Origin of the sequence: Bradyrhizobium sp. RT6a, from assembly GCF_040547675.1 — a bacterium.
Classification (GTDB): domain Bacteria; phylum Pseudomonadota; class Alphaproteobacteria; order Rhizobiales; family Xanthobacteraceae; genus Bradyrhizobium.
This window is the reverse complement of sequence record NZ_JBEPQC010000009.1, coordinates 141,382-166,858: the sequence shown is the minus strand read 5'-3', so window position 1 is coordinate 166,858 and position 25,477 is coordinate 141,382. Positions and strand designations below refer to the sequence as shown.

The following is a 25,477-nucleotide window of genomic DNA, read 5'->3' as shown; positions in this document are numbered from 1 at the left end:
CCGATGTCGATTGCCGCAGAACGCAAAGCGGAAGTCATCAAGACGAATGCCAACAAGGCCGGCGATACCGGCTCGCCAGAGGTTCAGGTCGCGATCCTGTCGGAACGCATCGCCAACCTCACCAACCATTTCAAGACCCACGTGAAGGACAACCATTCGCGTCGCGGCCTCTTGAAGCTGGTCTCGACCCGCCGCTCGCTCCTCGACTATGTGAAGAAGAAGGACGAGGCGCGCTACAAGGCGCTGCTCGAGAAGCACAACATTCGTCGTTAAGAGTTCTTGCGCGCGCCAACCGGCGCGCGTTTTCGCGCGTGATTTCGAACGAAAGCGTTTGTTTAAAGGTTTTTCGTCGAGGCTGCGTGCGCATCGGATGCGAGCAATTGACGGCGAGCATCCGGGGCATGATGGGCGAACACCGCGCTTCGGTGTTCGCGTTCGTGCCGACTGACAGTCCAGCAGCAATCCGGCGGCTGGGCACAACGGGCAAGGCGCCCGTATGACCCGAAGGGATGGACGCCATCCGAAATCCAAAAACCATGGCAGGATCGCAGGACGCTGATCGCCCGCTTCGATCAACGTCCCGCAATCTTGCGCATGGTTTTTGTTTTTCGACCCGTCCTTCTTTCGAGAACCCATGAAAGAAGACCTCTATGTTCAATAAGCATTCAGTCGAGATCGACTGGGGTGGACGCCCTCTCAAGCTCGAAACCGGCAAGATCGCCCGCCAGGCCGACGGCGCCGTCGTCGCGACCTACGGCGAGACCGTGGTGCTCGCCACCGTCGTTGCCGCGAAGTCGCCCCGCGAGGGCGTCGACTTCCTGCCGCTGACCGTCGACTACCAGGAGAAGACCTACGCAGCCGGCCGCATTCCCGGCGGCTATTTCAAGCGCGAGGGTCGTCCGACCGAGAAGGAAACGCTGGTCTCCCGCCTGATCGACCGTCCGATCCGTCCGCTGTTCGTCGACGGCTGGCGCAACGAGACCCAGGTGATCGTCACCGTGCTCTCGCACGACATGGAGAACGATCCCGATATCGTCGCGCTGGTGGCATCGTCGGCTGCGCTGACCCTGTCGGGCGCCCCCTTCAAGGGCCCGATCGGCGCCGCGCGCGTCGGCTTCGCCAATGACGAGTTCATCCTCAACCCGACGCTCGACGAGATGGTCGACACCCAGCTCGACCTCGTCGTAGCCGGCACCGCGGACGCCGTGCTGATGGTGGAATCGGAAGCCAAGGAGCTGAACGAAGAGATCATGCTCGGCGCCGTGATGTTCGGTCACCGCCACTTCCAGCCGGTGATCAACGCGATCATCGAGCTGGCTGAAAAGGCCGCGAAGGAGCCGCGCGAGGTCACCACGATCGACAATTCGGCGCTCGAAAAGGAAATGCTCGGCATGGTCGAGCAGGAGCTGCGCGCCGCTTACGCCATTCCGGTCAAGCAGGATCGCTACGCCGCGGTCGGCAAGGTCAAGGAAAAGGTGATCGCCCACTACTTCCCCGAAGGGCAGGAGCCGAAATACGACAAGCTGCGCATCGGCGGCGTGTTCAAGGAGCTCGAAGCCAAGATCGTTCGCTGGAACATTCTCGACACCGGCAAGCGTATCGACGGTCGCGATTCCAAGACCGTGCGCAACATCGTCGCCGAAGTCGGCGTGCTGCCCCGCGCCCACGGCTCGGCGCTGTTCACCCGCGGCGAGACCCAGGCGCTGGTCGTGACCACGCTCGGCACCGGTGAGGACGAGCAGTACATCGACGCGCTGTCGGGAACGTACAAAGAGACGTTCCTGCTGCACTACAATTTCCCTCCCTACTCGGTCGGTGAGACCGGCCGCCTCGGTGGCACCAAGCGCCGCGAGATCGGCCACGGCAAGCTCGCCTGGCGCGCGATCCACCCGGTGCTGCCGCCGCACCACGAATTCCCCTACACCACGCGCGTGGTGTCGGAGATCACCGAATCCAACGGCTCCTCGTCGATGGCTTCGGTCTGCGGCGCCTCGCTCGCGCTGATGGACGCCGGCGTGCCGTTGAAGCGGCCGACCGCGGGCATCGCGATGGGCCTGATCCTCGAAGACAAGCGCTTCGCGGTTCTCTCGGACATTCTCGGTGACGAGGACCATCTCGGCGACATGGACTTCAAGGTCGCCGGTACCGAGCAGGGCATCACCTCGCTCCAGATGGATATCAAGATCGAGGGCATCACCGAGGAGATCATGAAGGTCGCGCTCGGCCAGGCCAAGGATGGGCGTATCTACATCCTCGGCGAGATGTCGAAGGCGCTCACCAATGCCCGCGCCGAGCTCGGCGAATATGCGCCGCGCATCGAGACGTTCAAGATCGCCACCGACAAGATCCGCGAAGTGATCGGCACCGGCGGCAAGGTGATCCGTGAGATCGTCGAGAAGACCGGCGCCAAGGTCAACATCGAGGACGACGGCACCGTGAAGGTCGCCTCCAGCGATGGCGAGGCCATGAAGGCCGCGATCAAGTGGATCAAGTCGATCGCCTCCGATCCGGAAGTCGGCCAGATCTATGACGGCACCGTCGTCAAGGTGATGGAGTTCGGCGCTTTCGTGAACTTCTTCGGCTCCAAGGACGGTCTCGTCCACATCAGCCAGCTCGCCTCGGCGCGTGTGCAGAAGACCTCCGACGTCGTCAAGGAAGGCGACAAGGTCAAGGTCAAGCTGCTCGGCTTCGACGACCGCGGCAAGACCCGCCTGTCGATGAAGGTGGTCGATCAGGAGACCGGCGAGGACCTCGAGGGCAAGGGCGAGAGCCAGCAGCCCGCGCGCGAAGCGGCCGGCGAGTAAATCTCGCTGCCTGCCAGAAACACGAAGGGCGGCCTCGCGGCCGCCCTTTTTGTTTGTGCGCCTTTAGAGTGTTTGCGCGCCTCGGCGATGTGCGATTCCGCCGCAGCATCAAAATGCCTTTGGCTGAAACCGGCAATGCGGCTTGACCCGTAACTGAGCGCACTGCCCGCGCCGCATCTCATCGGCGTCTTCACCCATGAAGCGAAGGAAGTTCAAATGTCATCGATCTCCAGGCGCCATCTCATGCTGGCCGCCACCGGCATTGCGGCGGTCGCCGCCGCCCCGCGTGTGTTCGCTCAAGCCGCGTCACCGGCCGCCGCAGCAGGTCCCTTCATGCTGCCTCCGTTGACCTATCCGACCGCGGCACTCGAACCGCATATCGACGCGAAGACCATGGAGATCCATCACGACCGACATCACCAGGCCTTCATCACCAACCTCAACAATTTCGCCAAGGACAACCCAGGGATTGCCGACAAACCGATCGGCGACGTTCTCGGCAATCTTGCCGCGGTGCCCGAAGCGATCCGCACCGGCGTGCGCAACAACATGGGCGGCCATGCCAACCACACGATGTTCTGGCAGATCATGGGACCGAACGGAGGCAAGCCGGAGGGCGAAGTGCTGGCCGCGATCGATCGCGATCTCGGCGGCATGGAAAAATTCCAGACTGACTTCAACGCTGCCGGCGGACGGGTGTTCGGCTCGGGATGGGTGTTCGTCATCGTCGACAAGGATGGCAAGCTGGCGATCGAGACGCGGCCGAACCAGGACAATCCCATCATTGACGGCAAGCGCGCTTTGCTCGGCAACGACGTCTGGGAGCACGCCTATTATCTGAATTATCAGAACCGCCGTGCCGACTACCTCAAGGCCTGGTGGAACACGGTGAGCTGGAGCAAGATCAGCGAGCGTTACGCTGCGGCGAAGGGCGGCACGCTCGGGGTGTAGACGCCGCAAATTTCGAGCAAAAAAAGGGCGGCTTCTCAGCCGCCCTTTTCATTACCGCTTGCTGAACTCAGCGATCAAGCCGCGATGTCGTACCGGTCGAGGTTCATCACCTTGGTCCAGGCCTTGGCGAAGTCCTTGACGAACTGCTCCTTGGAATCCGACGTGGCATAGACCTCGGCGTAGGCGCGAAGCTGCGAGTGCGCGCCGAAGATCAGGTCGACGCGCGTCCCGGTCCACTTGACCGCATTGGTCTTGCGGTCGCGGGCCTCATAAGTGCCGTCGGTGCCGGCCGGCGTCCACTGCGTGCTCATGTCGAGCAGGTTGACGAAGAAGTCGTTGCTCAGCGTTCCCACCTTCGAGGTGAGGACGCCGTTCTTCGAACCATTCGCATTGGCACCGAGCACGCGCAGACCGCCGACGAGCGCCGTCATCTCCGGGCCGGTAAGCCGGAGCAGCTGCGCACGATCGACCAGAGCCTCCTCGGGCATCATGAACTGCTGCCGCTTGCCGATGAAGTTGCGGAAGCCATCGGCCCGCGGCTCCAGCGGAGCAAACGAAGCGGCGTCGGTCTGCTCCTGCGAGGCATCCATGCGGCCCGGCGTGAAGCCGACCTTGACGTCGACGCCGGCATCCTTCGCGGCCTTCTCGACCGCGGCGGTGCCGCCGAGCACGATGAGGTCCGCCAGCGAGACCTTCTTCGCACCGGATGACGCGTTGAAGTCCTTCTGGATCGCTTCGAGCTTGCCCAGGACCTTCGAGAGCTGAGCCGGCTCGTTCACCTCCCAATCCTTCTGCGGGGCGAGGCGGATGCGCGCGCCGTTGGCGCCGCCACGCTTGTCCGAGCCGCGGAACGTCGAGGCCGACGCCCAGGCAGTCGAGACCAGCTCCGATACCGACAGACCGGAGGCCAGGATCTTGGTCTTCAGCGAGGCGATATCCTGCTCGCTGGCCAGCTCGTGATTAACGGCCGGGATCGGGTCCTGCCAGATCAGCGTTTCCTTCGGCACCAGCGGGCCGAGATAGCGCTGGATCGGGCCCATGTCGCGATGGGTGAGCTTGAACCAGGCGCGGGCAAAGGCATCCGCGAACTGGTCCGGATTCTCCAGGAAGCGGCGCGAGATCTTCTCATAGGCCGGATCCATACGCAGCGAGAGGTCGGTCGTCAGCATCGTGGGCCGGTGCTTCTTCGACTTGTCGAAGGCGTCGGGAATGATGGCGTCGGCGTTCTTGGCCGTCCACTGTTGCGCACCGGCCGGGCTCTTCGTCAGCTCCCATTCGAAATTGAACAGGTTCTCGAAAAAGTTGTTGCTCCACTTGGTCGGTGTCGTCGTCCAGGTCACCTCGAGACCGCTGGTGATGGAATCGCCCGAGTGGCCCGACGCGTGCTTGCTCTTCCAGCCGAGGCCCTGATCCTCGAGCGCGCCTGCTTCCGGCTCCGGTCCGACCAGCGACGGATCGCCGGCACCATGGGTCTTGCCGAAGCTGTGGCCGCCGGCGATCAGCGCGACGGTCTCTTCATCGTTCATCGCCATGCGGGAGAAGGTCTCGCGGATGTCCTTGGCCGCGGCGACCGGATCCGGCTTGCCGTTCGGGCCTTCCGGATTGACGTAGATCAGGCCCATCTGCACCGCGCCGAGCGGCTCGGCGAGCTGGCGTTCGCCGCTGTAGCGCTCATCGCCCAGCCACGTGCCTTCCGGACCCCAATACAGCTCTTCCGGCTCCCAGACGTCGACGCGGCCGCCGGCAAAGCCAAAGGTCTTGAAGCCCATCGACTCCAGCGCGACGTTGCCGGCCAGCACCATCAGATCGGCCCAGGAGATCTTGCGGCCGTATTTCTGCTTGATCGGCCAGAGCAGACGGCGTGCCTTGTCGAGATTGGCGTTATCGGGCCAGCTGTTCAGCGGCGCGAAACGCTGCTGCCCGGCACCGGCGCCACCGCGGCCGTCGGTGGTGCGATAGGTGCCCGCGCTGTGCCAGGCCATGCGGATCATGAGGCCGCCGTAGTGACCGAAGTCGGCGGGCCACCATTCCTGCGATTCGGTCATCAAAGCGGTCAGGTCCTTGATGACCGCGTTCAGGTCGAGCGACTTGAATTCCTTGGCGTAGTCGAAGTCCTTGTCCATCGGGTCGGACTTGGCCGAATTCTTATGCAGCATCTCGATGCTGAGCTGGGTCGGCCACCAATCGCGGTTCGCCGGCACACGTTTTCCACCCGAAAACGGGCACTTTGAAGAGTCGTCCATGAATACCTCCTCTGGTGGCGTCGAACTCGCGCCTTTGACCAGGTAGAAGCACTCTAAGCTTCGCGTTCGATCAGGGGAAGTTGACTTTAATGATCGCAGCGATAAGATTTTCTGATGCTAAACCTCACCCTGCGCCAGCTCCGGTACTTCGACGCCCTGGCGCGTCACAATCATTTCGGGCGCGCGGCTGAGTCTTGCTCGATCTCGCAGCCTGCCCTGTCGATGCAGATCAAGGAGCTGGAGGAGGCGCTCGGCGGTCTGCTGCTGGAGCGCAGCGCCCGGCAGGTGGCGTTGACCCGATTTGGCGAGGAGCTCGCGCAGCGCGTCCGCGACATTTTGCGCTCGGTCGACGAGCTTGGCGATTTCGCCCGCGCCTCGCAGGACCGATTCTCCGGACGGCTGCGCATCGGCATGATTCCGACGATCGCGCCCTATCTGCTGCCGACGATCACCAAGAACCTGACGCGCATGCATCCGGAGCTCGACATCCGCGTGCGCGAGACGATGACGCCGCGGCTGATCCAGGAACTGGTGGAAGGCCGGCTCGATACCGCCATCGTTGCGTTGCCGGTGTCCGAGCCCTCGCTCACCGAGGTCGCCCTGTTCGAGGAAAAATTCCTGCTGGTGCGGCCGAGCGCGGATGAGGGCACGCCGGCCCCATCGCGGGAGATGATGCGCGAGATGCGGCTGTTGCTGCTCGAGGAAGGGCACTGCTTCCGCGATCAGGCACTGTCATTCTGCAACATGCAATCGGCACCGCCGCGCGAGATGCTGGATGCCAATTCGCTGTCGACCTTGGTCCAGATGGTCAGCGCCGGCATCGGCGTCACCTTGATCCCGGAGATGGCGGTGTCGGTGGAGACGCGATCGGCCTCGGTCTCGCTCGCGCGCTTCCGCGACCCGCAGCCGTCGCGCACCATCGGCATGGTCTGGCGCAAGACCAGCCCACTGGCGCGGCAGCTGCTGCAAATCTCCGAGGTGGTGTGCCTGTCGGCGGGCAAGGTGCGCGCACGCCCATCCGTGCGCAGCAAGCCGACCTGAGGCCTCGATGTCGCATCCCACCATCCGCCCGGCCCGCGCGGACGAATACGACGAGATCGGCCGTGTCTGGATGGAGAGCTGGGTCTCGACCGGGCTCGGCGAGGCGAGCGAGTTCCTGCTGGCAAACCTGCGTGCACGCGTCCGGCGCGAGATCGAGGACGGCTGGAGCCTGTTCGTCGCCGACGACAGCGGCACGATCGCCGCTATGCTGGCGCTGCATTTGCCAAAACTCTATCTCGACATGCTGTTCGTCGCGCCCGGCTATCAGGGCCAATCGCTCGGCCGCCAATTGCTCGCCTTCACGCGCACACAAATGCCCGACGAGATATATCTGCGCTGCGTCCGCGAGAATGAAAAGGCCTGGCGCTGGTACGAGCGCGAAGGCTTTGTGTTCGAGAAGCAAGAGATCGAGCCGTCGAACGGGTTTGTGATGAAGTATTATCGGTGGCGGCGGCAGGGACGTACCGGATAGGCAGAGATCCCCGGCTGCAGCTTGCGGTTGTCACGATCGCAACCTAATGTGGCGCGTCCGATGACCTCCTGTCGCTGATCCCCTGCCGCTAATCCCCTGGAATCCATGTTTCGATTTGCTGCCTCAGTGCTCGTCCTGCTGTCCTTTCTGGCTCCGGCAGCAGCGCAAACTCCTTCCGCAACCACCGCATCTCCCGCAGCGGCCGCACCGGCAAAACCAGCTGCCAAGAAGCCCGCGAAAGCCAAACCGGTGGCGAAGCAGCCGGTCGCGCTCGAGAGCGGCCCGTGCCGGCTTGGCGTGATCTCGGTGATCGGCGAGCGCTATTCCGTCCAAAAATTCGGGCTGACCATTTTCGAGAACGAGGAGACCGAAGTTCCCATCGACTGGGGTCTCGACGATCTCGTGTTTGCGCGGGTTAAAGCCGCAACGGGTGGCGATCCCGGTATTCGCAGGATCGCCTACCCCAAGGGAACCTTCGAACCCTTTTACAATCCGAAATCGCGATTCATTCCCGATCCTAACGAACGTCTGCCAGCGATCGTGCGCGGCATCACTCCGAACGGGAGCTGCGATCGCTATCTGGTTGCGACCACGTACAAGGGAGAACTTCCGGGCACCCGCCTGATGTTAAACGGCATCGGCACGTTCAATCAGGGGCTCGGAAATCTGATCCGGCATTCGCATTTGTTCGCCAACATCTCGATCAACCTGATCGACGGCAGAAGCTATGAGGAAATCAAGCGCCCCTTTGTGAATTTCGGCGCGAACTTCGCCGCAAGTATGCGACTGACCGAAGACCCGCTGACCAAACTCGACAACTCAATGTTCCCCGACCCGCCCGCGGCAGCTTCGGCCAACGCCGCGTTGCGCGAGAGGACACGAACACTCGTCGCAGACAGGCTCGACCGGGGTCTGCCCGGCTATCTCAAGGAAGACTGAGCCGGAGCATTCTGTACCTGAGCGTAGTGCGTTGCGAATGCGCGGCAAACGCGCCATGAATTGCGCGCTGTTCGCCTCCCGTCGCTGAAAGGTCCGCTCCCATGATCAAGCTCTACTGGTCGCCCCGCTCGCGCTCGTTCACGACGCTCTGGCTGATGGAAGAAAGCGGTCTGCCCTATGAGCGCATGCTGACCGACATTTCGACCGGTGCGCAGAAAGCGCCGGACTATCTGAAGGTCAATCCGATGGGCAAGGTTCCGGCGCTGACCGACGGCGATGCCGCGCTCGGCGAATCCGCCGCCATCTGCGCCTACATTGCCGACCGCTATCCCGAGACCAGGCTGGCGCCAGCCGTGACCGACCCGCGCCGTGCGCGTTACCTGCAATGGCTGTTCTTCTCGCCGGGCTGCATCGAACCCGCCATCATCCAGATCTTCACCAAGATCGAGATCCCGACCTCGACCGCGGCCTGGGGCAGCGCGACGCAGGTCTTCGACGTGCTGGAAGCCGCGCTCGCCAAGGGACCGTGGATTCTCGGCGAGGAGTTTTCGGCCGCCGACATCACGATCGGCTCGGGCCTGAACTTCGCGGTGCGCCTGTTCAAGATGGTGCCGTCGCGCCCGGCCTTCGACGCCTATCTCGCCCGCTGCATGGCGCGGCCGGCGTTCCAGCGCGCGGAGAAGATCGCAGCGGGTTAGTCTTCCGACTTCAAATCATCCGGCCTCGGCATCAGGACGATGTTGTAGCCGGAATCGACATAGTGGATCTCGCCGGTCACGCCGCCGGAGAGATCCGATAACAGATACAGCGCCGAGCCGCCGAGCTCGTCGAGCGTGACGCCGCGGCGAAGCGGCGAATGTTTCTGCATGAAGGCGAACATCGCGCGCGCCTCGCCGATGCCGGAGCCGGCGAGCGTGCGGATGGGACCGGCGGAGATCGCGTTGACGCGGATGCCGCGCGGCCCGAAATCGGACGCAAGATAGCGCACCGAGGCTTCCAGCGCCGCCTTGGCCACGCCCATCACGTTGTAGTTCGGCATCGCGCGTTCCGAGGCGCCGAAGGTCAGCGTGATCATGCTGCCGCCCTCCGTCATCAGCTCAGCGCCGCGTTTTGCCACTTCCGTGAAGGAAAAGCAGGAGATCACCATAGTGCGCGAAAAATTCTCGCGGCTGGTGTCGGCGTAACGGCCCTTGAGCTCATTCTTGTCGGCGAAGCCGATCGCATGGATCACGAAATCCAGCCGGCCCCAGTTTTCGCGCAAGGCCGTGAACGTAGCGTCGACGCTGGCGATGTCCTCGACGTCGCATGGCAGCACCATGTCGACGCCAAGCTGCTCGGCCAGCGGCTTGACACGCTTGCCGAGAGCCTCGCCCTGGAAGGTGAAGGCGAGCTCGGCGCCGTGGGCATGCAGCGTCTTCGCCATGCCCCAGGCGATCGAATGATCATTGGCGATGCCCATGATCAGACCGCGCTTGCCTTTCATTAAACCTTCCATCTCGCAATTACCCTCCGCTCTCCGTCATGCCCGGGCTTGTCCCGGGCATCCACGCTCTTCCGAACCAGTAGCAAAGACGTGGATGGCCGGGACAAGCCCGGCCATGACTAACTATCCGTCGACGACAGTAACGTCACACGTCCAGCCGGCTGAACACCAGCGTGGCGTTGGTGCCGCCGAAGCCGAAGGAGTTCGACAGCACGGTGCCGATCTTGACGTTGTCGATGCGCTTGCGCACGATCGGCATGTCGGCGAACACGGGGTCGAGCTCCTGGATGTGGGCGCTCTCGCAGATGAAACCATTGTTCATCATCAGCAGCGAATAGATCGCTTCCTGCACGCCGGTTGCGCCCAGGGAGTGACCGGTCAGCGCCTTGGTCGCCGAGATCGGCGGGCACTTCTCGCCGCTTCCGAACACCCTGCGGAGCGCGTCGATCTCCGGCGGATCGCCGGCCGGCGTCGATGTCGCGTGCGGATTGATGTAGTCCACCTTGGTCTTCACGGTCGACATCGCCATGCGCATGCAGCGCTCGGCGCCCTCGCCTGATGGTGCGACCATGTCGTAACCGTCGGACGTCGCGCCGTAGCCGACGATCTCGCCGTAAATGCGCGCGCCGCGCGCCTTGGCATGCTCGAGCTCTTCCAGCACCAGCACGCCGGCGCCGCCGGCAATCACGAAGCCGTCGCGGTTGACGTCGTAGGGACGCGAGGCCGTGGCCGGCGTGTCGTTGTACTTCGAGGACATCGCGCCCATGGCGTCGAACAGCACCGACAGCGACCAGTCCAGCTCCTCGCAGCCGCCGGCGAAGATGACGTCCTGCTTGCCGATCTGGATCGTCTCATAGGCGTTGCCGACGCAATGGTTCGAGGTGGCGCAGGCCGACGAGATCGAATAGTTCACGCCCTTGATCTTGAACCAGGTCGCAAGCGTTGCGGAGGCCGTGGAGGACATCGCCTTCGGCACTGCGAACGGTCCGACGCGCTTCGGTCCCTTGGTGCGGGTGATGTCGGCGGCCTCGACGATGGTGCGCGCGGACGGACCGCCGGAGCCCATGATGATGCCGGTGCGAATATTGGAAATTTCGTCAGGCGAAAGACCGGAATCCTGGATCGCCTGTTCCATCGCGACGTGATTCCACGCCGCGCCCTGACCGAGGAAACGCATTGCGCGGCGGTCGACCATCGTCGAAGGATCGAGCGTCGGCGCACCTTGCACCTGCGAACGGAAGCCGAGCTCGGCATATTTCTCAGCCCGCGAAATGCCCGACTTCGCCTCGTGAAGGCTCGCAAGCACTTCCTGGGTGTTGTTTCCGATGGAGGAGACAATGCCCATCCCGGTGACCACAACCCGCCTCATGACAGCCTCGCCTCAATCGTTGTCTTCGTGGTGATGCGCTCAGCCCAGGCTCGTGCCCTGCTTGAACAGGCCGACCTTCAGATCCTTCGCGCGATAGATAATCTGGTCATCGACCGAAAGCCATCCGTCGGCGATACCGAGCACTAGCTTTGAACGCATCACGCGCTTGATATCGATGTTGTACACAACCTTGCGGGCCTCCGGCAGCACCTGGCCGCTGAACTTCAGCTCATTCAGGCCAAGCGCGCGACCGCGACCTTCCCCGCCGCTCCAGCCCAGATAAAAGCCGACCATTTGCCACAGCGCATCGAGCCCGAGGCAGCCGGGCATCACCGGATCGTTCTTGAAGTGGCAGCCGAAAAACCAGAGGTCGGGCTTCACGTCGAGCTCGGCGCGCACCACCCCCTTGCCGAATTCACCGCCGGTCTCGCTGATGTCCGTAATGCGGTCGAACATCAGCATCGGCGGCAGCGGCAATTGCGCATTGCCAGGGCCGAACATCTCGCCGCGGGCACATGCCAGCAGATCTTCATATTCGTAACCGTTGCGCCTGTTCAGCATGCGGAAGCCTTTGTGTTCTAACCCCGATTGAGCGGCGTTTCCGGCGAAAATGGGCCCCATCCTGTTCGAAAAGCAACATCTGCTGCCATTGTCAGACGAGAATACCGAAGGGCCCCGAATGGATAGCGAGCGGCCTTCAATGCCGGGTCGCGCCAAAATCGGTTAAGCGGAACCGCGGGCTCTCTAACACAGGCCATTTCGGGTAGCAAAGCGCTCTCATGAAGGTAAAATGACGGGCCGCCAAGCCGGTTCCCGCGCTAATTAGAACCACTCTAGTTGCGAGAAACTTGCATCTGCATCTATCTCTCCATATATGTTTGAGAACCACAGTGTTCACGCGTGCCCGAAGCTGGAAATGAACGAAAATAACGCGCCCCATCGCGACGACGAGGCCCACGCGGCGGCTCTTATGTCCGGCCGCCAGCCGGCTTTGACCGGTTGCCCGTGGCACGACGTCAACGAAATGCTCCAGTCCGCAGGGCTTCGCCCGACGCGCCAGCGCATGGCGCTCGGCTGGCTCCTGTTCGGCAAGGGTGCACGTCACCTCACGGCCGAAATGCTCTACGAAGAAGCGACGCTGGCCAAGGTGCCGGTCTCGCTGGCGACCGTCTACAACACGCTGAACCAGCTCACCGACGCCGGTCTGCTGCGTCAGGTCAGCGTCGACGGCACCAAGACCTATTTCGACACCAACGTCACGACCCACCATCACTACTATCTCGAGAACAGCCACGAGCTGGTCGACATCGAGGATCCGCATCTGGCGCTGTCCAAGATGCCGGAGGTGCCTGCGGGTTACGAGATCGCCCGCATCGACATGGTCGTACGGCTGCGCAAGAAGCGCTGAGCTTCGAATCTCGCGTCGTCCCGGCGAAGGCCGGGACACCCATACCGCGTGATTTATCGGTAGACACAGCTATCTGTACCGCGGGACGACTGTGTAACCACCAGTCTTCCTCAAACTACTGCCTGTGGTTATGGGTCCCGGCCTTCGCCGGGACGACAACCAGATCAGTTCACCTGCTCGTCCGAGTAGACGCCCCAGAGGCGCTCCTGCTGGATCCAGCCGTCAAAGCCGTTGCCGAGGACGTGACACCAGTTTGCGGTGCACTTCTTCACCTGTGTGACGACGCCGGCCTGGAGCCTGGCCGCAACCGCGCTGTCGGGATCGGCGCGATCGTAGATCGGCGCGAGGTCGTCCTTGTGCTTCATGGTGACGACAGCGGTACGGCGGCCCGACAGCAGCGAGTGATAGACCCAGCCCTCGGCGCCCTCGGAATCGCGGACCCGGCGCCAGTTCTCGAACTCGGCGGTGATTTCGACCGGCAGGCCGGAGCGGGTGTAGACCCAGGCGACGTCATTGTCCTTGGTCGGGCCGGCGCGGACGTTGACGTGATCCGATTTCAGGCTGACGTAGCGCGGCACCGGGAGGCCCGAGGCCGTCTGGGGTGTGCTGTCCTTTGCCGAATGCCCGGGACTGACCGAAGCGCTCAACCAGGTGCAAACGAGCGCCATCACCGAACAAAAACGCCCCAACGCCATCAACCCGTCTCCTGTCGAAGGTCCGACCGAGCCGGGCCCTCACCCCAAAATTCCAAAACCAGGCCGCTGTCGCCCCTGGCCCGCCCCACGCCGGTGTTCCCGAGCCCTTTACCCGTGGTTCTTGTCTTGGCCCGGCCTTCTGCTAGAGAGGACGGACATCTGAACAACCGGTTTGTCCCGATTTTCCGGCCGGAAATGTCGGGAGAGCTTGAAGGAAACGCCGGGGGACGACACGGCAAGCGCAGTGTCGAACAACCGGGTTAATGAGGCCTCAACGGCCGGCCTTTGGCGACAGAGGCGGCTCGCAACGCCTCATGAGGGCAGGAAATGTCGGTGAAGAAAAAGCCCCTCGTCGTGGTGACGCGCAAGCTTCCGGACTCGATCGAGACCCGGATGCGCGAGCTGTTCGACGCGCGGATCAATCTCGACGACGCGCCGATGTCGCCCGAGCAGATCGCGGAAGCCGCCCGCACCGCGGACGTGCTGGTTCCGACCGTGACCGATCACATCTCCGCCGACATCGTCAATCAGCCCGACTGCAGGCTGAAACTGATCGCGAATTTCGGCAACGGCGTCGACAACATCGATGTCGAGGCCGCGCATGCCCGCGGCATCACCGTCACCAACACGCCGAAAGTTCTGACCGAAGACACCGCCGACATGACCATGGCGCTGATCCTCGCCGTGCCCAGGCGGATGATCGAAGGCGCCTCGATCCTGACGGAAGGAAAACCCTGGCCGGGCTGGTCGCCGACCTGGATGCTCGGTCATCGCATCGGCGGAAAGCGCCTCGGCATCATCGGCATGGGCCGCATCGGCCAGGCGGTCGCACGCCGCGCCCGCGCCTTCGGCTTGCAGATCCACTATCACAACCGCCGGCCGGTGGCGCCGAAGATCGCGGAAGAGCTGGGCGCGACCTATTGGGAAAGCCTCGACCAGATGCTGGCGCGGATGGACATCATCTCCGTGAACTGTCCGCACACGCCGGCGACCTACCATCTGCTGTCGGCGCGCCGGCTGAAGCTGATCCGCAAGGACGCCTACATCGTCAACACCGCGCGCGGCGGGGTCACCGACGAGGACACGCTGATCAAGCTGATCGAAGGCGGCGAGATCGGCGGCGCCGGCCTCGATGTCTACGAGCACGAGCCCGCGGTGAACCCGAAGCTGGTGCGGCTCGCCAAGGCCGGCAAGGTGACGCTGCTGCCGCATATGGGCTCGGCCACGATCGAGGGCCGCGTCGAGATGGGCGAGAAGGTGATCATCAACATCCGCACCTTCCTCGACGCGCACAAGCCACCGGATCGCGTGCTGCCGAGCATGCTCTGAGAGTTCGGTGTCTCAGCGCGTTTCGCGCTTGCGCCTGTCGGCGACGAAATCGATGAAGGCCCGCAACGCCGGCGGCGTCTGGCGCCGGCTTGGATAATACAGGAACGGTCCGGAAAACGGCTCGCACCAATCCTGGAGCAGGCTGACCAGCGCGCCTGACTTCAGGGCTTCGCCGACATAACCATCAAGCGTCGCCCAGATACCGGCACCGTCGAGCGCAGCGCGCATGGAAAGACCCATGTTGGTCGAGATCAGCTTTGCAGGCGGATTGACCTTCACCAACTGACCGGCCTTCTCGAACTCCAGATCATGCATGACACCGCTGGAGTATCTGGCGCGGATGCAATCGTGGTCGAGCAGATCCTTCGGATGCTCAGGCTTGCCGCGGCGCGCGAGGTAATCGGGCGAAGCGACCACGACATAGCTCTGCGGGCCGCTCAGCGAGATCGCGACCATGTCCTGCGCGAGATGCTCGCCATAACGCACGCCGGCATCGAAGCCCGCGCTGACGATGTCCACGAACCCGCTCTCGGAGACAATGTCGAGGTCCACCTGCGGATAGTCCTTGAGGAACGGCCCGATCATCGGCGCCAGCACGAGATCGACCGCGGGCGGCGGCGCGTTGATGCGCAGCCGGCCCGAGGCCACTTCGCGCAGGCCGCGGACCTGATCCAGGGCGTCACCGACATCGCGCAGCGCCGGCGCCACGCGCGACAGCAGCAGCTCGCCTGCCTCGGTCAGGGCGACGCTGCGGGTGGTGCGGTTCATCAGGCGGACGCCGAGGCGCTCCTCCAGATCCCGAAGCCGCTGGCTAAGGCTCGACACCGACACACGAATTTCGACCGCCGCGCGCCGGAAATTGCGGGTGCAGGCAACCGCCACGAAGACGTCGAGATCACGCAGGTCGGGTTCAGCCATTGTTCGCTAATGTGAACAAGCCATTCTCGATTGTCCAGCTTATCGGCGCAATCGATCAGGCGCATATCAGGCCTCGTCACGCGGCGCAGTCAGCGCCTTTTCGAGGAGAGCCACCATGGAACAGCGCAAACTCGGTTCAACCGGTCCCACCGTCTCCGGTCTCGGTCTCGGGTGCATGGGCATGTCCGAGGTCTACGGCCCCGCCGATCGGGGCGAGAGCATCGCCACGATCCACGCGGCGCTGGATGCCGGCATCACCCTGGTCGACACCGGCGATTTCTACGCCATGGGCCACAATGAAATGCTGGTGCGCGAAGCGCTCAAGGACGTGCCGCGCGAAAAAGTGCAGATCAGCGTGAAATTCGGCGCGCTGCGCGGTCCTGCCGGCGAATTCACCGGCATGGACACGAGGCCGGCCGCAACGAGGAACTTCCTCGCCTATTCGCTGCAGCGGCTCGGCACCGACTACATCGACATCTACCGTCCAGCGCGGCTCGATCCCAACATCCCGATCGAGGAGACCATCGGCGGAATCGCCGATCTCGTGAAGGCCGGCTACGTCAAACATATCGGCCTGTCCGAGGTTGGCTCCGACACCATCCGCCGCGCGCATGCCGTGCACCCGATCGCCGATCTCCAGATCGAATATTCGCTGATCGAGCGCGGCATCGAACGCGACATCCTGAAGACCTGCCGCGAGCTCGGCATCGGCATCACGGCTTACGGCGTGCTGGCGCGCGGCCTGATCAGCGGCCACTGGTCGAAAGACGCCGGCAAGACAGGCAAGGACTACCGGCTGATGACGCCGCGCTTCCAGGGATCGAATCTCGATGCCAATCTCGCGTTGGTGGAGCAGCTGCGCGCTATCGCCGCCGAGATTGGTGCGACGCCGGCGCAGGTCGCGATCGCCTGGGTGGCGGCGCAAGGGAAAGAGATCGTGCCGCTGGTCGGCGCCCGCACCCGCAACCGGCTCAGCGAGGCACTTGGTGCGGCCAAGGTCACTCTGACGCCGGCTCATCTCGCGGTGCTGGCAAAGGCATTCCCGCCCGATGTCGCCGCCGGTACGCGTTACGCGGCCGAGCAGATGGCGCATCTCGACAGCGAGAAGCCGGCCACAATTTAACGGCTGCGATCAGGGCGATGGGCGCTCAAGTCGGTCACGACCGGCCCATCGCCATTGAGCGGATTCGCCGGATCGCGCGCGTAACGCAGCGTCTCGAAGCGCATCGCGCGCGCATCGATCATCAGGAGGCGGCCAACCAGGCCGTCGCCAAAGCCGACGATCTCGCGGATCGCCTCCAGCGCCATCATCGAGCCCATCACGCCCGCGAGCGCGCCCATGACGCCGGCTTCCGCGCACGCCGGCACGGTCCCGGGCGGCGGCGCCTCCGGGAACAGGCAGCGATAGGTCGGATTGAACTCGCCCTGCTCGTTCTTCTCATGGGCGCGGATGGTGGTCAGCGAACCATCGAAGGTGCCGAGCGCCGCCGTGATCAGCGGTCTCTTGGCGAAGAAGCAGGCGTCCGAGGCCAGATAGCGGGTCGAGAAATTGTCGGAGCCGTCGAGCACGAGGTCATAGTCGCCGATCAGCGACAGCGCATTGTCGGCATTGAGCCAGGTGGCGTGGCCGACGAAGCGGACATGCGGATTGAGCGCCGTGATCCGTTCGGCCGCGCTCTCGACCTTGTGCCGGCCGATATCGGGCGTGGTGTGAATGACCTGGCGCTGGAGGTTCGATAGCGACACCACATCGTCATCGACCACGCCGAGCGTGCCGATCCCTGCCGCAGCCAGATACATCAGGGCCGGCGCGCCGAGCCCGCCGGCGCCGATCACCAGCACGGAGGCCCGCTTCAGCGCAGCCTGGCCGGGGCCACCGACATCGCGCAGCACAATATGGCGGGCATAACGTTCGAGTTCGTCCGGGCTCAGCATCGTTATCCTTCGTCCTCTCAACCCTCATGGTGAGGAGCGCGGAACGCGCGTCTCGAACCATGCAGGCCCTGCTATCGCCGGGAGCCATCCTTCGAGACGCGGCCTTGAGGCCGCTCCTCAGGATGAGGGCCTGAGTCTGTGCCTCTATCGCCGGCCTGAACCACCGCAACATTGTTCGCGACCAACGAGATGTGCTTCAATGGCATTGCGTTCAATGGGCTGGCTGGATTTGTCATGAGATCGATGCTTGCGGCAACACTGATGTTTGCGGCTGCGACAGGCGCGAACGCCCAGATGACGACACCGCAGATTCCCGGCACCAAGCCGAAGACGGTCCAGACCGTTCCGATCCGGCCTCCTGCACTGCAGACGCCGGCTGCGACGGCCGATGCCATGGCGCAGGCGGAGCGGCTGTCGCTGCAGTCCGACCTCGCCTGGGTCGACCAATATAACGGCGCCATCACCGGCGACGTCAGCGCGCGCCTGGTCGAGGCGATCAAGGAGTATCAGAAGGCCAAGGGCGGCAAGCCGACTGGCGTGCTCAATCCGCAGGAACGCGCCGCGCTCGCCGAGACCGCGCGACGAAAGCAGGACAGCGTCGGCTGGAAGATCGTGACGGAGATGACCAGCGGCGCGCGGCTCGGCATTCCCTCAAAACTGGTGCCGCAGCAGGCGACCGACGCCAACGGCTCGAAATGGACCTCGCCCACTGGCACGGTGCAGGTTCTGCTCAGCCGCCGCAAGGAGACGAACCCGACCACCTCCAAGCTTGCCGAAGCGGAGAAGAAGGAGCCGGGTCGCAAGGTCGACTACACCGTGGTGAAGCCTGACTTCTTCGTGCTGTCGGGTTTGCAGGGCCTGAAGAAATTTTACGTGCGCGGCACTTCTCGGGGTGATGAAGTTCGCATCATGACGATCCTCTACGATCAGGCGACCGAGAACACGGTCGAGCCGGTCGTGATCGCGATGTCGAGCGCGTTCAATGCATTTCCGTCGGGACCACAGGCCGGGCCGCCGCCGCGCAAGACCGTCGAATATGGCACCGGACTCGTCGTCAGCGACGATGGTGCGATCGTCACCGACCGCCTCGTCACTGATTCCTGTCTCGCGATCACGGTCGCCGGCTACGGCGGTGCCGACCGCCTCGCCGAGGACCGGGAACACGATCTCGCGCTGCTGCATATCTACGGCGCCCGCGGCCTGAAGCCGCTCAGCCTCGTCGGGGGCGCGGCAAAGACGAGTGTCGATGTCGTCGGCATCGCCGACCCGCAGAGCCAGGGCGGCGCGGCCGGTGTGTCGACCCTCAGGGCTGCGCTGGCATCTGTCGGCGGCGGCGATTCCCCGCTCTCACCGCCACCGGCCGTCGGATTTTCCGGCAGCGCCGCCACCGACGCCGACGGCAAGTTCGCCGGCATCGCACTGTTGAAGCCGACGATGGTTGCGGGTCCCGCGACGTCGGTACCGGCGTCGCAGGCGGTGATGGTCTCCGCGGAAACCGTACGTGATTTCCTGAAGGCGAACGCCATCACAGCGAACGGCACCTCGACTGATGCGAAAGCCGCTGTCGTACGCGTGATCTGCGTGCGGAAGTAACTCTCCTGTCCGGGGCTGCGGCATGTAATGCCGCGCCGCTGCGTCTGGGGCACGAGACCTAGCTCAGCCTGAACCTGATCCCGGCCTTCGCAAGACCACCCGAGATTCCGATTGGCGTACCGTCCGCACGCCAGCAAGCGGCGCCACTCATGGTTCCGTCGTCGTGGAAGGCGATGCCGTTCATGCCGCCGGCGACTGTCGCCACAGGCTGCACCTTGTGGCCGAGGCTCTCGAGCTTCGCGCGCACGCTCTCCGGCACCTTCTGCTCGACTTCGAGTGCATTGCCCTCGGTCCAGACCCGCGGCGCCTCGACTGCTTCCTGCAAGCTCATACCGTGGTCGATCAGATTAACCAGCGCCTGCATCGCGCTCGGGAAGATTCGTTTTCCTCCGGGCAAGCCCAGCGCGTAGCGCAGCTTGCCGTCACGCAGCGCCATCATCGGCGACATCGAGGTCGTCACCCGCTTGCCCGGCGCCAGCGACAGGGCGTGGCCTGGACGCGGATCGAACAGGTTCATGTAGTTGTTGGCGATGACGCCGAGGCCCGGGATCATGATCTTGGCGCCGAACAGATTGTTGATGGTCTGCGTGGTCGCAACCACGTTGCCGAACGCATCGGCCGCCGTCATGTGCGTGGTGTGAGCGCCTTCAAGCTGCGACACGCCGGCGCCCCAGCTCTGCGCCCGCGCCGGATCGATCGCAGCGCTGCGTTCCTCGGCATAAACTTTTGAGGTCAGCCGCTCCACGGGGACGCCGACATAATCAGGATCGCCGCTGGCCGCGGCGCGATCGGCGAATGCGATCTTCAGGACCTCGGCGAGATAGTGGATCGTTTCCGGCGTGCCGAAGCCAAGGCTGCCGATGTCGTAACCCTCCAGGATGTTCAGCATCTGCGCGATATGCACGCCGGAGGCCGCAGGCGGCGGCGGGCCAAAGATGGTCCAGCCGCGGTAATCGACTCGGATCGGCTGCCGTTCGACGGTCTTGTAGCTGGTGAGATCGTTGCGTCGGATGAAGCCGCCGGCCTTTTTCATGTAGTCGACGAGGATGTCGCCAAGCGGCCCCTCATAGAGCGCCTGCTCGCCGTGGTCGGCGATATGCCGCAAGGTCTCGGCATATTCGGCCTGCACCACGCGCTCGCCGACCTTGAGCGGCTCGCCGTCTGGCAGATAGATCGCCGCGATCGGCTTGTCCTTGCGCATCTCGGCGGCGCTCTCGGTGATGCATTCGTGCAGATAGGGTGTCGCTGCATAGCCGCGCGCGGCGTGCTTGATCGCGGGCTGCATGACGTCGGCGAGGCTCATGGTGCCGAAGCGGCGCAGCGTCTCGCACCAGGCTTTCAGCGAACCCGGTGTAGCGACCGCCTTTGGGCCGTTGTGATTTTCATTGCCGACGGTATCGAACACGTCATGCGCGGAACCCGGCGTGGGGGTGTAGCTGGTGTCAAGCACCGCCGCGGGCACTGTGCTCTGCCCGTCGATGAAACGATGGCTGCCGTCGGCGAGCCGGATGTGCGCCATGCCACCGCCGATGATGCCGACCATCATCGGCTCGACCACGGTCAGCGTGAACAGGGTCGCAATCGCGGCGTCGATGGCGTTGCCGCCGGCGGCCAGCATCTCCGCGCCGGCGCTCGAGGCCAGTGGATGGTTGCTGACCACCATGCCGCGGCTCGATACCGCGGGCATCTTCTGGCATTCAAAATTCGTCGCCGTCCGGTCGCGCCAGTTTCCGCCCATGCCGCTTGTCCTTATTTATTCACGGCAGCAAGCACAGCACACGTACAAGTACGGGTCCAGTAATGGTACGGATTCGCTGGTATTCCCGATTCCGCCATCATCGTTACTGCTGATTCGGACCTCCGCGATCCCCTTTGGATCGGGCCGGCACGTCCTGAGCGAGAAGAGCTCAGCATCGAGATCGATGCACGTTCGCGTGGCGTTGTCCCGAGACCCGAGCACTCCAAAGGATTGATCTTCAATGCACACGATCGTACTGGCCACCCAAAAGGGTGGCAGCGGGAAGAGCACGCTCGCCATCGGCCTCGCGCTGGCAGCCAAGCAGGCCGGCTTCACCGTCCGCCTGATCGAAACCGACCCGCAGGGCACACTGTCCAACTGGCAGCGCCGCCGCACTACAGATGATCTCGTCGTCGAGCCGATCTATCACGCCGCCAACATCGAGCCGCGCCTGAAGATGCTGGCCGACAGCGGCCTCCAGCTCGCGATCGTCGATACCGCAGCCGGCCTCAGCGCCGCGACCACCGCCGCGATCCGCCATTGCGACCTCTGCCTGATCCCCGCCCGCCCGAGCGCTGCCGACATCGAGGCGACCGTTTCGACGCTGAGCGTCGCGCGCGCCTGGAAGCGGCCTTACAGCTTCGTGCTGAACCAGACGCCGATCCGCGGCCAGCGCATCGATAATGCCGCCAACACCCTCGCCGAGGAAGCAGCCCTCGATCTCGCCGAGGTGCTCGCGCGTCCCCTGATCGTGATGCGCAACGACCACCAGGACTCGCTCGCAAGCGGCCTTGCGGTCAGCGAGTTCGCGCCGAACGGCAAATCGACCGAGGAGATCCGCGGCCTTTGGCATTGGATCGAGACCCGGCTCGAGCTCGCCGCCACCACCAATGTCTTGATCGACCAGGTCATCGCGGCCGCGGACGGAATGTTGCACGTCGCCGCCGAGCTTGCGGCCGACGAGACCACGACACTGGCGTCCTGAGCGGGGCAATCGCTCAGACGGCAGCCGGCCCTTCGCCATCCGGAAGGGCCTTAGCGACGAAGCAATCCGGCCACCAGCCCGGCCGGATTGCTTCGCTTCGCGCTTGTGAGAACGCTCTATCGTGCCGTCATTGCGAGGAGCCCTTGCGACGAAGCAATCCAGATTGTTTCGTCGGAAAGATTCTGGCTTGCTTCGCTGCGCTCGCAATGACGATCGTGGTGGGCTCGTCACCCTCGCAGAAGCTCACGGCCTCTCGGTTACGAGCCTGATTTTCACTTCTGACATTTCGGACACCAGAAGGTCGACCGGCCGTTCTGCGTAAAACGCTTCACCGTGCCGCCGCATCGCGGCGTGGTGCATTTCTCGCCCTCGCGGTCATAGACCTTGAACGAGTGCTGGAAATAGCCGAGCTCGCCGGAGGTCTGACGGTGGTCGCGCAATGACGATCCGCCGGCCTTGATCGCGTCATTCAACACGGTGTGGATCGCGCCGACCAATCGCTTTGCGTGGTCCGTCGTCTCGCCCTTTTTTGTCGACATCGTCGCGGCGATCCGGCGCGGCGACAGATGCGAGCGATGCAGGGCTTCGCAGACATAGATATTGCCGAGCCCGGCGACCACGCGCTGATCGAGCAGCGCGGCTTTCAGGCTCGTGGTCTTGCCGGCGCAGGACCGCGCCAGCATCGCGGCGTCGAATTCGTTGCCGAGCGGCTCGGGGCCGAGCCCGCGCAGCAGCGGCTCCTCGTCAAGGGCACTGCGCGCGATCACTTTCATGTAACCGAAGCGGCGCGGATCGTTGAAGATGATGTCGGCGCCGGAGGACATCCGAAACAGCACGTGATCGTGCGTGGAGTCCTTGGCTCGCGGATAGTGAAACTCGCCGGGCGCCGCCTCGTTGCCGGGCTTGATGACGCGAAACGAGCCTGACATGCCCAGATGCATCAACAGCACGTCGCCGGAGGCGAGATCGGCCATGAGATATTTTGCACGGCGCCCGAGCCCGGTGACGACCTGTCCCTTCAGTCGGGCCACGAAATCCGGCTGGAAGGGAAAGCGCAAATCCGGCCTGCGGGCCTCCGCGACGAGGATTTTCGCACCCTCCATGACAGGCTGAAGGCCGCGGCGGACGGTCTCGACTTCGGGCAATTCGGGCATGGTCAGGCATTCACCTTATCAGGGCGGTGTGATAGCGCCATTGCGGCGGGCGCGCTATGGTCCGCCTCGTGGAGTAGAGTAATGGATCGGCCGGGCGAAACCACGCATTTTGGCTTCAGGGACGTTCCCCTGGGCGACAAGCAGACGCTGGTGAACGATGTGTTTCACAGCGTGGCGTCGCGCTATGATTTGATGAACGATTTGATGTCCGGCGGACTGCACCGGGTCTGGAAGGACATCATGATCACCACGCTCGACCCGCCGCGAGGCGACCGGCCGTTCGCGCTGCTCGACGTTGCCGGCGGCACCGGCGACATCTCGTTCCGCGCCGCCAAGGCCGCAGGAGCGGGCTTCCATGCCACCGTCTGCGACATCAACACCGAGATGCTGGCGGTGGGCCGCGAGCGTGCCGCAAAGCGGCATCTCGAGGCCCGGGTCGATTTCGTCGAGGGTAATGCCGAAGCGCTAGCCTTCGCCGATCGCAGCTTCGACGCATATACGATCGCTTTCGGCATTCGCAACGTGCCACGGATCGATCTCGCGCTGGCCGAGGCGTATCGCGTGCTTAAGCCAGGCAGCCGCTTCCTCTGTCTGGAATTCTCCACCGTCGAGATGCCCGGGCTCGACCGCCTTTATGACCTGTTCTCGTTCAAGGTGATCCCGCCGCTCGGCCGCATGATCACGGGTGACGCCGAGTCCTACCAATATCTGGTCGAGTCGATCCGCAAATTCCCAAGACCCAACGCCTTCGCCGACATGATCCGCGACGCCGGCTTCGCCCGCGTGAACTGGCAGATATTGTCCGGCGGCATCGTCGCACTGCATTCGGGCTGGCGTTTGTGATCTCTGCCATAACCCATAGTGCGCGCCTGATGCGCGCCGCGTTCGTATTCGCGCGCGAGGGCGTGTTCGGCGCCGTCGATCCGAGCCTGGTCCCGCCGCACGGACAGCTCGCGCTGAAACTTGCGCGCCTGATCGAACGGCGCGGTCCGAAGCATGGCCCGCGGCTGTCGCGCGCGCTGACCCGGATGGGCCCGGCCTATCTCAAACTCGGACAATTTCTGGCGACCCGCCCCGACGTCGTCGGCGTCCTCATGGCGCGCGACCTTGAAAGCCTTCAGGACCGCCTGCCACCGTTCTCGCAAGCCGAAGCGGAAGTTGCGATCGCGACGTCGCTGGAACGGCCGCTGACCGATGTGTTCGCGAGCCTTAGTGCGCCGGTCGCAGCCGCCTCGATCGCACAGGTGCATCGCGGCGAAGTCGTGCGCGACGGCATCCGCAAGGCCGTCGCCGTGAAAGTGCTGCGCCCCAACGTGGCCGCACGCTTCCGCCGCGACCTCTCCGACTTCTTTTTCGTCGCACACAAGGCCGAATCCTATTCGTCCGAGGCGCGGCGCCTGCGCCTCATCGAGGTTATCAACACCATGTCGCGTTCGGTCGCGATGGAGATGGACCTGCGCCTCGAGGCCGCGGCGCTGTCGGAGATGGCGGAGAACACGCGCGACGATCCGGATTTCCGCGTGCCGACCGTCGACTGGGACCGTACCACGCATAACGTGCTGACGATGGAGTGGATCGACGGCATCGCGCTGAACGATCACAAGCGCCTGGCAGAGTCGCAGGTCGACCTGCCCGATCTCGGCCGCAAGGTGATTCAAAGCTTCCTGCGCCACGCGCTGCGCGACGGCTTCTTCCATGCCGACATGCATCCGGGCAATCTGTTCCTGGATGACGCGGGTCGCCTCGTCGCGGTTGATTTCGGCATCATGGGCCGGCTCGGAATGAAGGAGCGGCGCTTCCTCGCCGAAATCCTGCTCGGCTTCATCACCCGCGACTATCGCCGCGTCGCGGAAGTGCATTTCGAAGCGGGTTACGTGCCCGCGCATCACTCGGTCGAGAACTTCGCGCAAGCGATCCGCGCCATCGGCGAGCCCATTCACAACCGCACGGCGGAAGAGATCTCGATGGCGCGGCTGCTGACGCTGCTGCTCGAGGTCACCGGCCTGTTCGACATGACCACGCGGCCCGAGCTGATCCTGCTGCAGAAGACCATGGTGGTGGTCGAGGGCGTGGCGCGCGGCTTCGATCCCAAGCTCGACATCTGGAAGGTCGCCGACCCCGTGGTGCGGGAATGGATTGAGCGCAATCTCGGACCGATCGGCCGGGTCCAGGGCGCGATTGCGGGGGGCGGCGATCTCGCGCGCATCCTGATGCGTCTGCCTGACATCGCCGAGCGCTCGGTTGCCGTGCTCGAGCAGCTCGAGACCATGACGCGGGATGGCATCCGGCTGTCGCCGGAGAGCATCGCGGCGATGGGCCGCAGCGAGGGCCGGAAGAACCGTTGGCGCACCGTGGCGCTCTGGATCATTGCCGCGACCTTCATCGGCATCCTGATCGCCGTCCGGAATCTGTGATTGCAC

23 protein-coding genes are annotated in these 25,477 nt (G+C 64.0%); 14 read left to right on the top strand and 9 right to left on the bottom strand.

The features are described 5' to 3' along the window. The first annotated feature begins 3 nt into the window (after positions 1-3). From rpsO to ABIC03_RS33245, 3 genes are all read left to right on the top strand, one after another. Positions 4-273: a 30S ribosomal protein S15 gene (gene rpsO, locus ABIC03_RS33255; protein ID WP_007598346.1), complete on the top strand. Its 270-nt coding sequence runs from the start codon at positions 4-6 to the stop codon at positions 271-273. 377 nt (positions 274-650) lie between these two features. Further along, positions 651-2,804, top strand: a complete 2,154-nt coding sequence (gene pnp, locus ABIC03_RS33250) for a polyribonucleotide nucleotidyltransferase (RefSeq protein WP_007603907.1) — start codon at positions 651-653, stop codon at positions 2,802-2,804. 216 nt (positions 2,805-3,020) lie between these two features. Beyond that, positions 3,021-3,755: a superoxide dismutase gene (locus tag ABIC03_RS33245; RefSeq protein WP_275168778.1), complete on the top strand. Its 735-nt coding sequence runs from the start codon at positions 3,021-3,023 to the stop codon at positions 3,753-3,755. Between the two features lie 74 nt (positions 3,756-3,829). Here ABIC03_RS33245 and katG read toward each other — a convergent pair whose 3' ends face one another. Beyond that, on the bottom strand, positions 3,830-5,998 hold the full coding sequence (katG, locus tag ABIC03_RS33240; protein ID WP_275168781.1) for a catalase/peroxidase HPI: 2,169 nt from the start codon (positions 5,996-5,998) through the stop codon (positions 3,830-3,832). A gap of 114 nt (positions 5,999-6,112) precedes the next feature. Here katG and ABIC03_RS33235 point away from each other — a divergent pair, with 114 nt between their 5' ends. From ABIC03_RS33235 to ABIC03_RS33220, 4 genes are all read left to right on the top strand, one after another. After that, the gene (locus tag ABIC03_RS33235; protein ID WP_275168783.1) at positions 6,113-7,039 is read left to right on the top strand and encodes a hydrogen peroxide-inducible genes activator; all 927 of its coding nucleotides are present in this window, start codon (positions 6,113-6,115) and stop codon (positions 7,037-7,039) included. A gap of 7 nt (positions 7,040-7,046) precedes the next feature. Beyond that, the gene (locus tag ABIC03_RS33230; protein WP_275168784.1) at positions 7,047-7,511 is read left to right on the top strand and encodes a GNAT family N-acetyltransferase; all 465 of its coding nucleotides are present in this window, start codon (positions 7,047-7,049) and stop codon (positions 7,509-7,511) included. Positions 7,512-7,637: 126 nt separating this feature from the next. Next, on the top strand, positions 7,638-8,450 hold the full coding sequence (locus ABIC03_RS33225; RefSeq protein WP_275168786.1) for a hypothetical protein: 813 nt from the start codon (positions 7,638-7,640) through the stop codon (positions 8,448-8,450). A 101-nt stretch (positions 8,451-8,551) separates the two neighbouring features. After that, positions 8,552-9,148, top strand: a complete 597-nt coding sequence (locus ABIC03_RS33220; RefSeq protein WP_275168788.1) for a glutathione S-transferase family protein — start codon at positions 8,552-8,554, stop codon at positions 9,146-9,148. On the opposite strand, the gene fabI is transcribed toward ABIC03_RS33220, so the two are convergent. From fabI to fabA, 3 genes are all read right to left on the bottom strand, one after another. Further along, positions 9,145-9,945 carry an enoyl-ACP reductase FabI gene (fabI, locus tag ABIC03_RS33215; RefSeq protein ID WP_275168790.1) on the bottom strand — a complete coding sequence of 267 codons (801 nt, stop codon included), beginning with the start codon at positions 9,943-9,945 and terminating at the stop codon, positions 9,145-9,147. The two genes, ABIC03_RS33220 and fabI, sit on opposite strands and share 4 nt — an antisense overlap. 133 nt (positions 9,946-10,078) lie before the next feature. Beyond that, on the bottom strand, positions 10,079-11,302 hold the full coding sequence (gene fabB, locus ABIC03_RS33210; protein WP_354064387.1) for a beta-ketoacyl-ACP synthase I: 1,224 nt from the start codon (positions 11,300-11,302) through the stop codon (positions 10,079-10,081). A gap of 39 nt (positions 11,303-11,341) precedes the next feature. Continuing rightward, entirely contained in the window at positions 11,342-11,863 is a 522-nt protein-coding gene (gene fabA, locus ABIC03_RS33205; RefSeq protein WP_007603915.1) for a bifunctional 3-hydroxydecanoyl-ACP dehydratase/trans-2-decenoyl-ACP isomerase, read from the bottom strand. A gap of 355 nt (positions 11,864-12,218) precedes the next feature. Here fabA and irrA point away from each other — a divergent pair, with 355 nt between their 5' ends. After that, positions 12,219-12,710, top strand: a complete 492-nt coding sequence (irrA, locus tag ABIC03_RS33200; RefSeq protein ID WP_007598357.1) for an iron response transcriptional regulator IrrA — start codon at positions 12,219-12,221, stop codon at positions 12,708-12,710. A gap of 164 nt (positions 12,711-12,874) precedes the next feature. Here irrA and ABIC03_RS33195 read toward each other — a convergent pair whose 3' ends face one another. After that, entirely contained in the window at positions 12,875-13,405 is a 531-nt protein-coding gene (locus ABIC03_RS33195) for an SH3 domain-containing protein (protein WP_211395128.1), read from the bottom strand. A gap of 327 nt (positions 13,406-13,732) precedes the next feature. On the opposite strand from ABIC03_RS33195, the gene ABIC03_RS33190 reads away from it, so the two are divergent. Further along, positions 13,733-14,734 carry a 2-hydroxyacid dehydrogenase gene (locus tag ABIC03_RS33190; RefSeq protein ID WP_007598360.1) on the top strand — a complete coding sequence of 334 codons (1,002 nt, stop codon included), beginning with the start codon at positions 13,733-13,735 and terminating at the stop codon, positions 14,732-14,734. Between the two features lie 12 nt (positions 14,735-14,746). Here ABIC03_RS33190 and ABIC03_RS33185 read toward each other — a convergent pair whose 3' ends face one another. Continuing rightward, a complete protein-coding gene (locus tag ABIC03_RS33185; protein ID WP_354064384.1) occupies positions 14,747-15,652 on the bottom strand; it encodes a LysR family transcriptional regulator in 906 nt (301 codons plus the stop codon). A 115-nt stretch (positions 15,653-15,767) separates the two neighbouring features. On the opposite strand from ABIC03_RS33185, the gene ABIC03_RS33180 reads away from it, so the two are divergent. After that, the gene (locus ABIC03_RS33180) at positions 15,768-16,775 is read left to right on the top strand and encodes an aldo/keto reductase (RefSeq protein WP_354064382.1); all 1,008 of its coding nucleotides are present in this window, start codon (positions 15,768-15,770) and stop codon (positions 16,773-16,775) included. Here the strand turns inward: ABIC03_RS33180 and ABIC03_RS33175 are convergent. Then, positions 16,772-17,587 carry a HesA/MoeB/ThiF family protein gene (locus ABIC03_RS33175; RefSeq protein ID WP_354064380.1) on the bottom strand — a complete coding sequence of 272 codons (816 nt, stop codon included), beginning with the start codon at positions 17,585-17,587 and terminating at the stop codon, positions 16,772-16,774. The two genes, ABIC03_RS33180 and ABIC03_RS33175, sit on opposite strands and share 4 nt — an antisense overlap. Positions 17,588-17,821: 234 nt before the next feature. Here ABIC03_RS33175 and ABIC03_RS33170 point away from each other — a divergent pair, with 234 nt between their 5' ends. Then, positions 17,822-19,180 (top strand): peptidoglycan-binding protein, encoded by a 1,359-nt coding sequence (locus ABIC03_RS33170; protein ID WP_354064378.1) that lies wholly within the window; start codon positions 17,822-17,824, stop codon positions 19,178-19,180. A 58-nt stretch (positions 19,181-19,238) separates the two neighbouring features. Here the strand turns inward: ABIC03_RS33170 and ggt are convergent, their stop codons facing one another. Next, on the bottom strand, positions 19,239-20,918 hold the full coding sequence (gene ggt, locus ABIC03_RS33165; RefSeq protein ID WP_354064375.1) for a gamma-glutamyltransferase: 1,680 nt from the start codon (positions 20,916-20,918) through the stop codon (positions 19,239-19,241). A gap of 241 nt (positions 20,919-21,159) precedes the next feature. On the opposite strand from ggt, the gene ABIC03_RS33160 reads away from it, so the two are divergent. Next, complete coding sequence (locus ABIC03_RS33160) at positions 21,160-21,903, top strand: nucleotide-binding protein (protein WP_354064373.1); 744 nt, start codon at positions 21,160-21,162, stop codon at positions 21,901-21,903. Positions 21,904-22,175: 272 nt separating this feature from the next. Here the strand turns inward: ABIC03_RS33160 and mutM are convergent, their stop codons facing one another. Next, positions 22,176-23,057: a bifunctional DNA-formamidopyrimidine glycosylase/DNA-(apurinic or apyrimidinic site) lyase gene (gene mutM, locus ABIC03_RS33155; protein WP_354064371.1), complete on the bottom strand. Its 882-nt coding sequence runs from the start codon at positions 23,055-23,057 to the stop codon at positions 22,176-22,178. Between the two features lie 81 nt (positions 23,058-23,138). On the opposite strand from mutM, the gene ubiE reads away from it, so the two are divergent. Together ubiE and ubiB are read left to right on the top strand one after the other, a co-directional pair. Continuing rightward, complete coding sequence (ubiE, locus tag ABIC03_RS33150; RefSeq protein ID WP_354064369.1) at positions 23,139-23,900, top strand: bifunctional demethylmenaquinone methyltransferase/2-methoxy-6-polyprenyl-1,4-benzoquinol methylase UbiE; 762 nt, start codon at positions 23,139-23,141, stop codon at positions 23,898-23,900. Continuing rightward, the gene (gene ubiB / locus ABIC03_RS33145; protein ID WP_354064367.1) at positions 23,897-25,471 is read left to right on the top strand and encodes a 2-polyprenylphenol 6-hydroxylase; all 1,575 of its coding nucleotides are present in this window, start codon (positions 23,897-23,899) and stop codon (positions 25,469-25,471) included. The genes ubiE and ubiB overlap by 4 nt, the downstream gene beginning before the upstream one ends. Positions 25,472-25,477 lie beyond the last annotated feature (6 nt).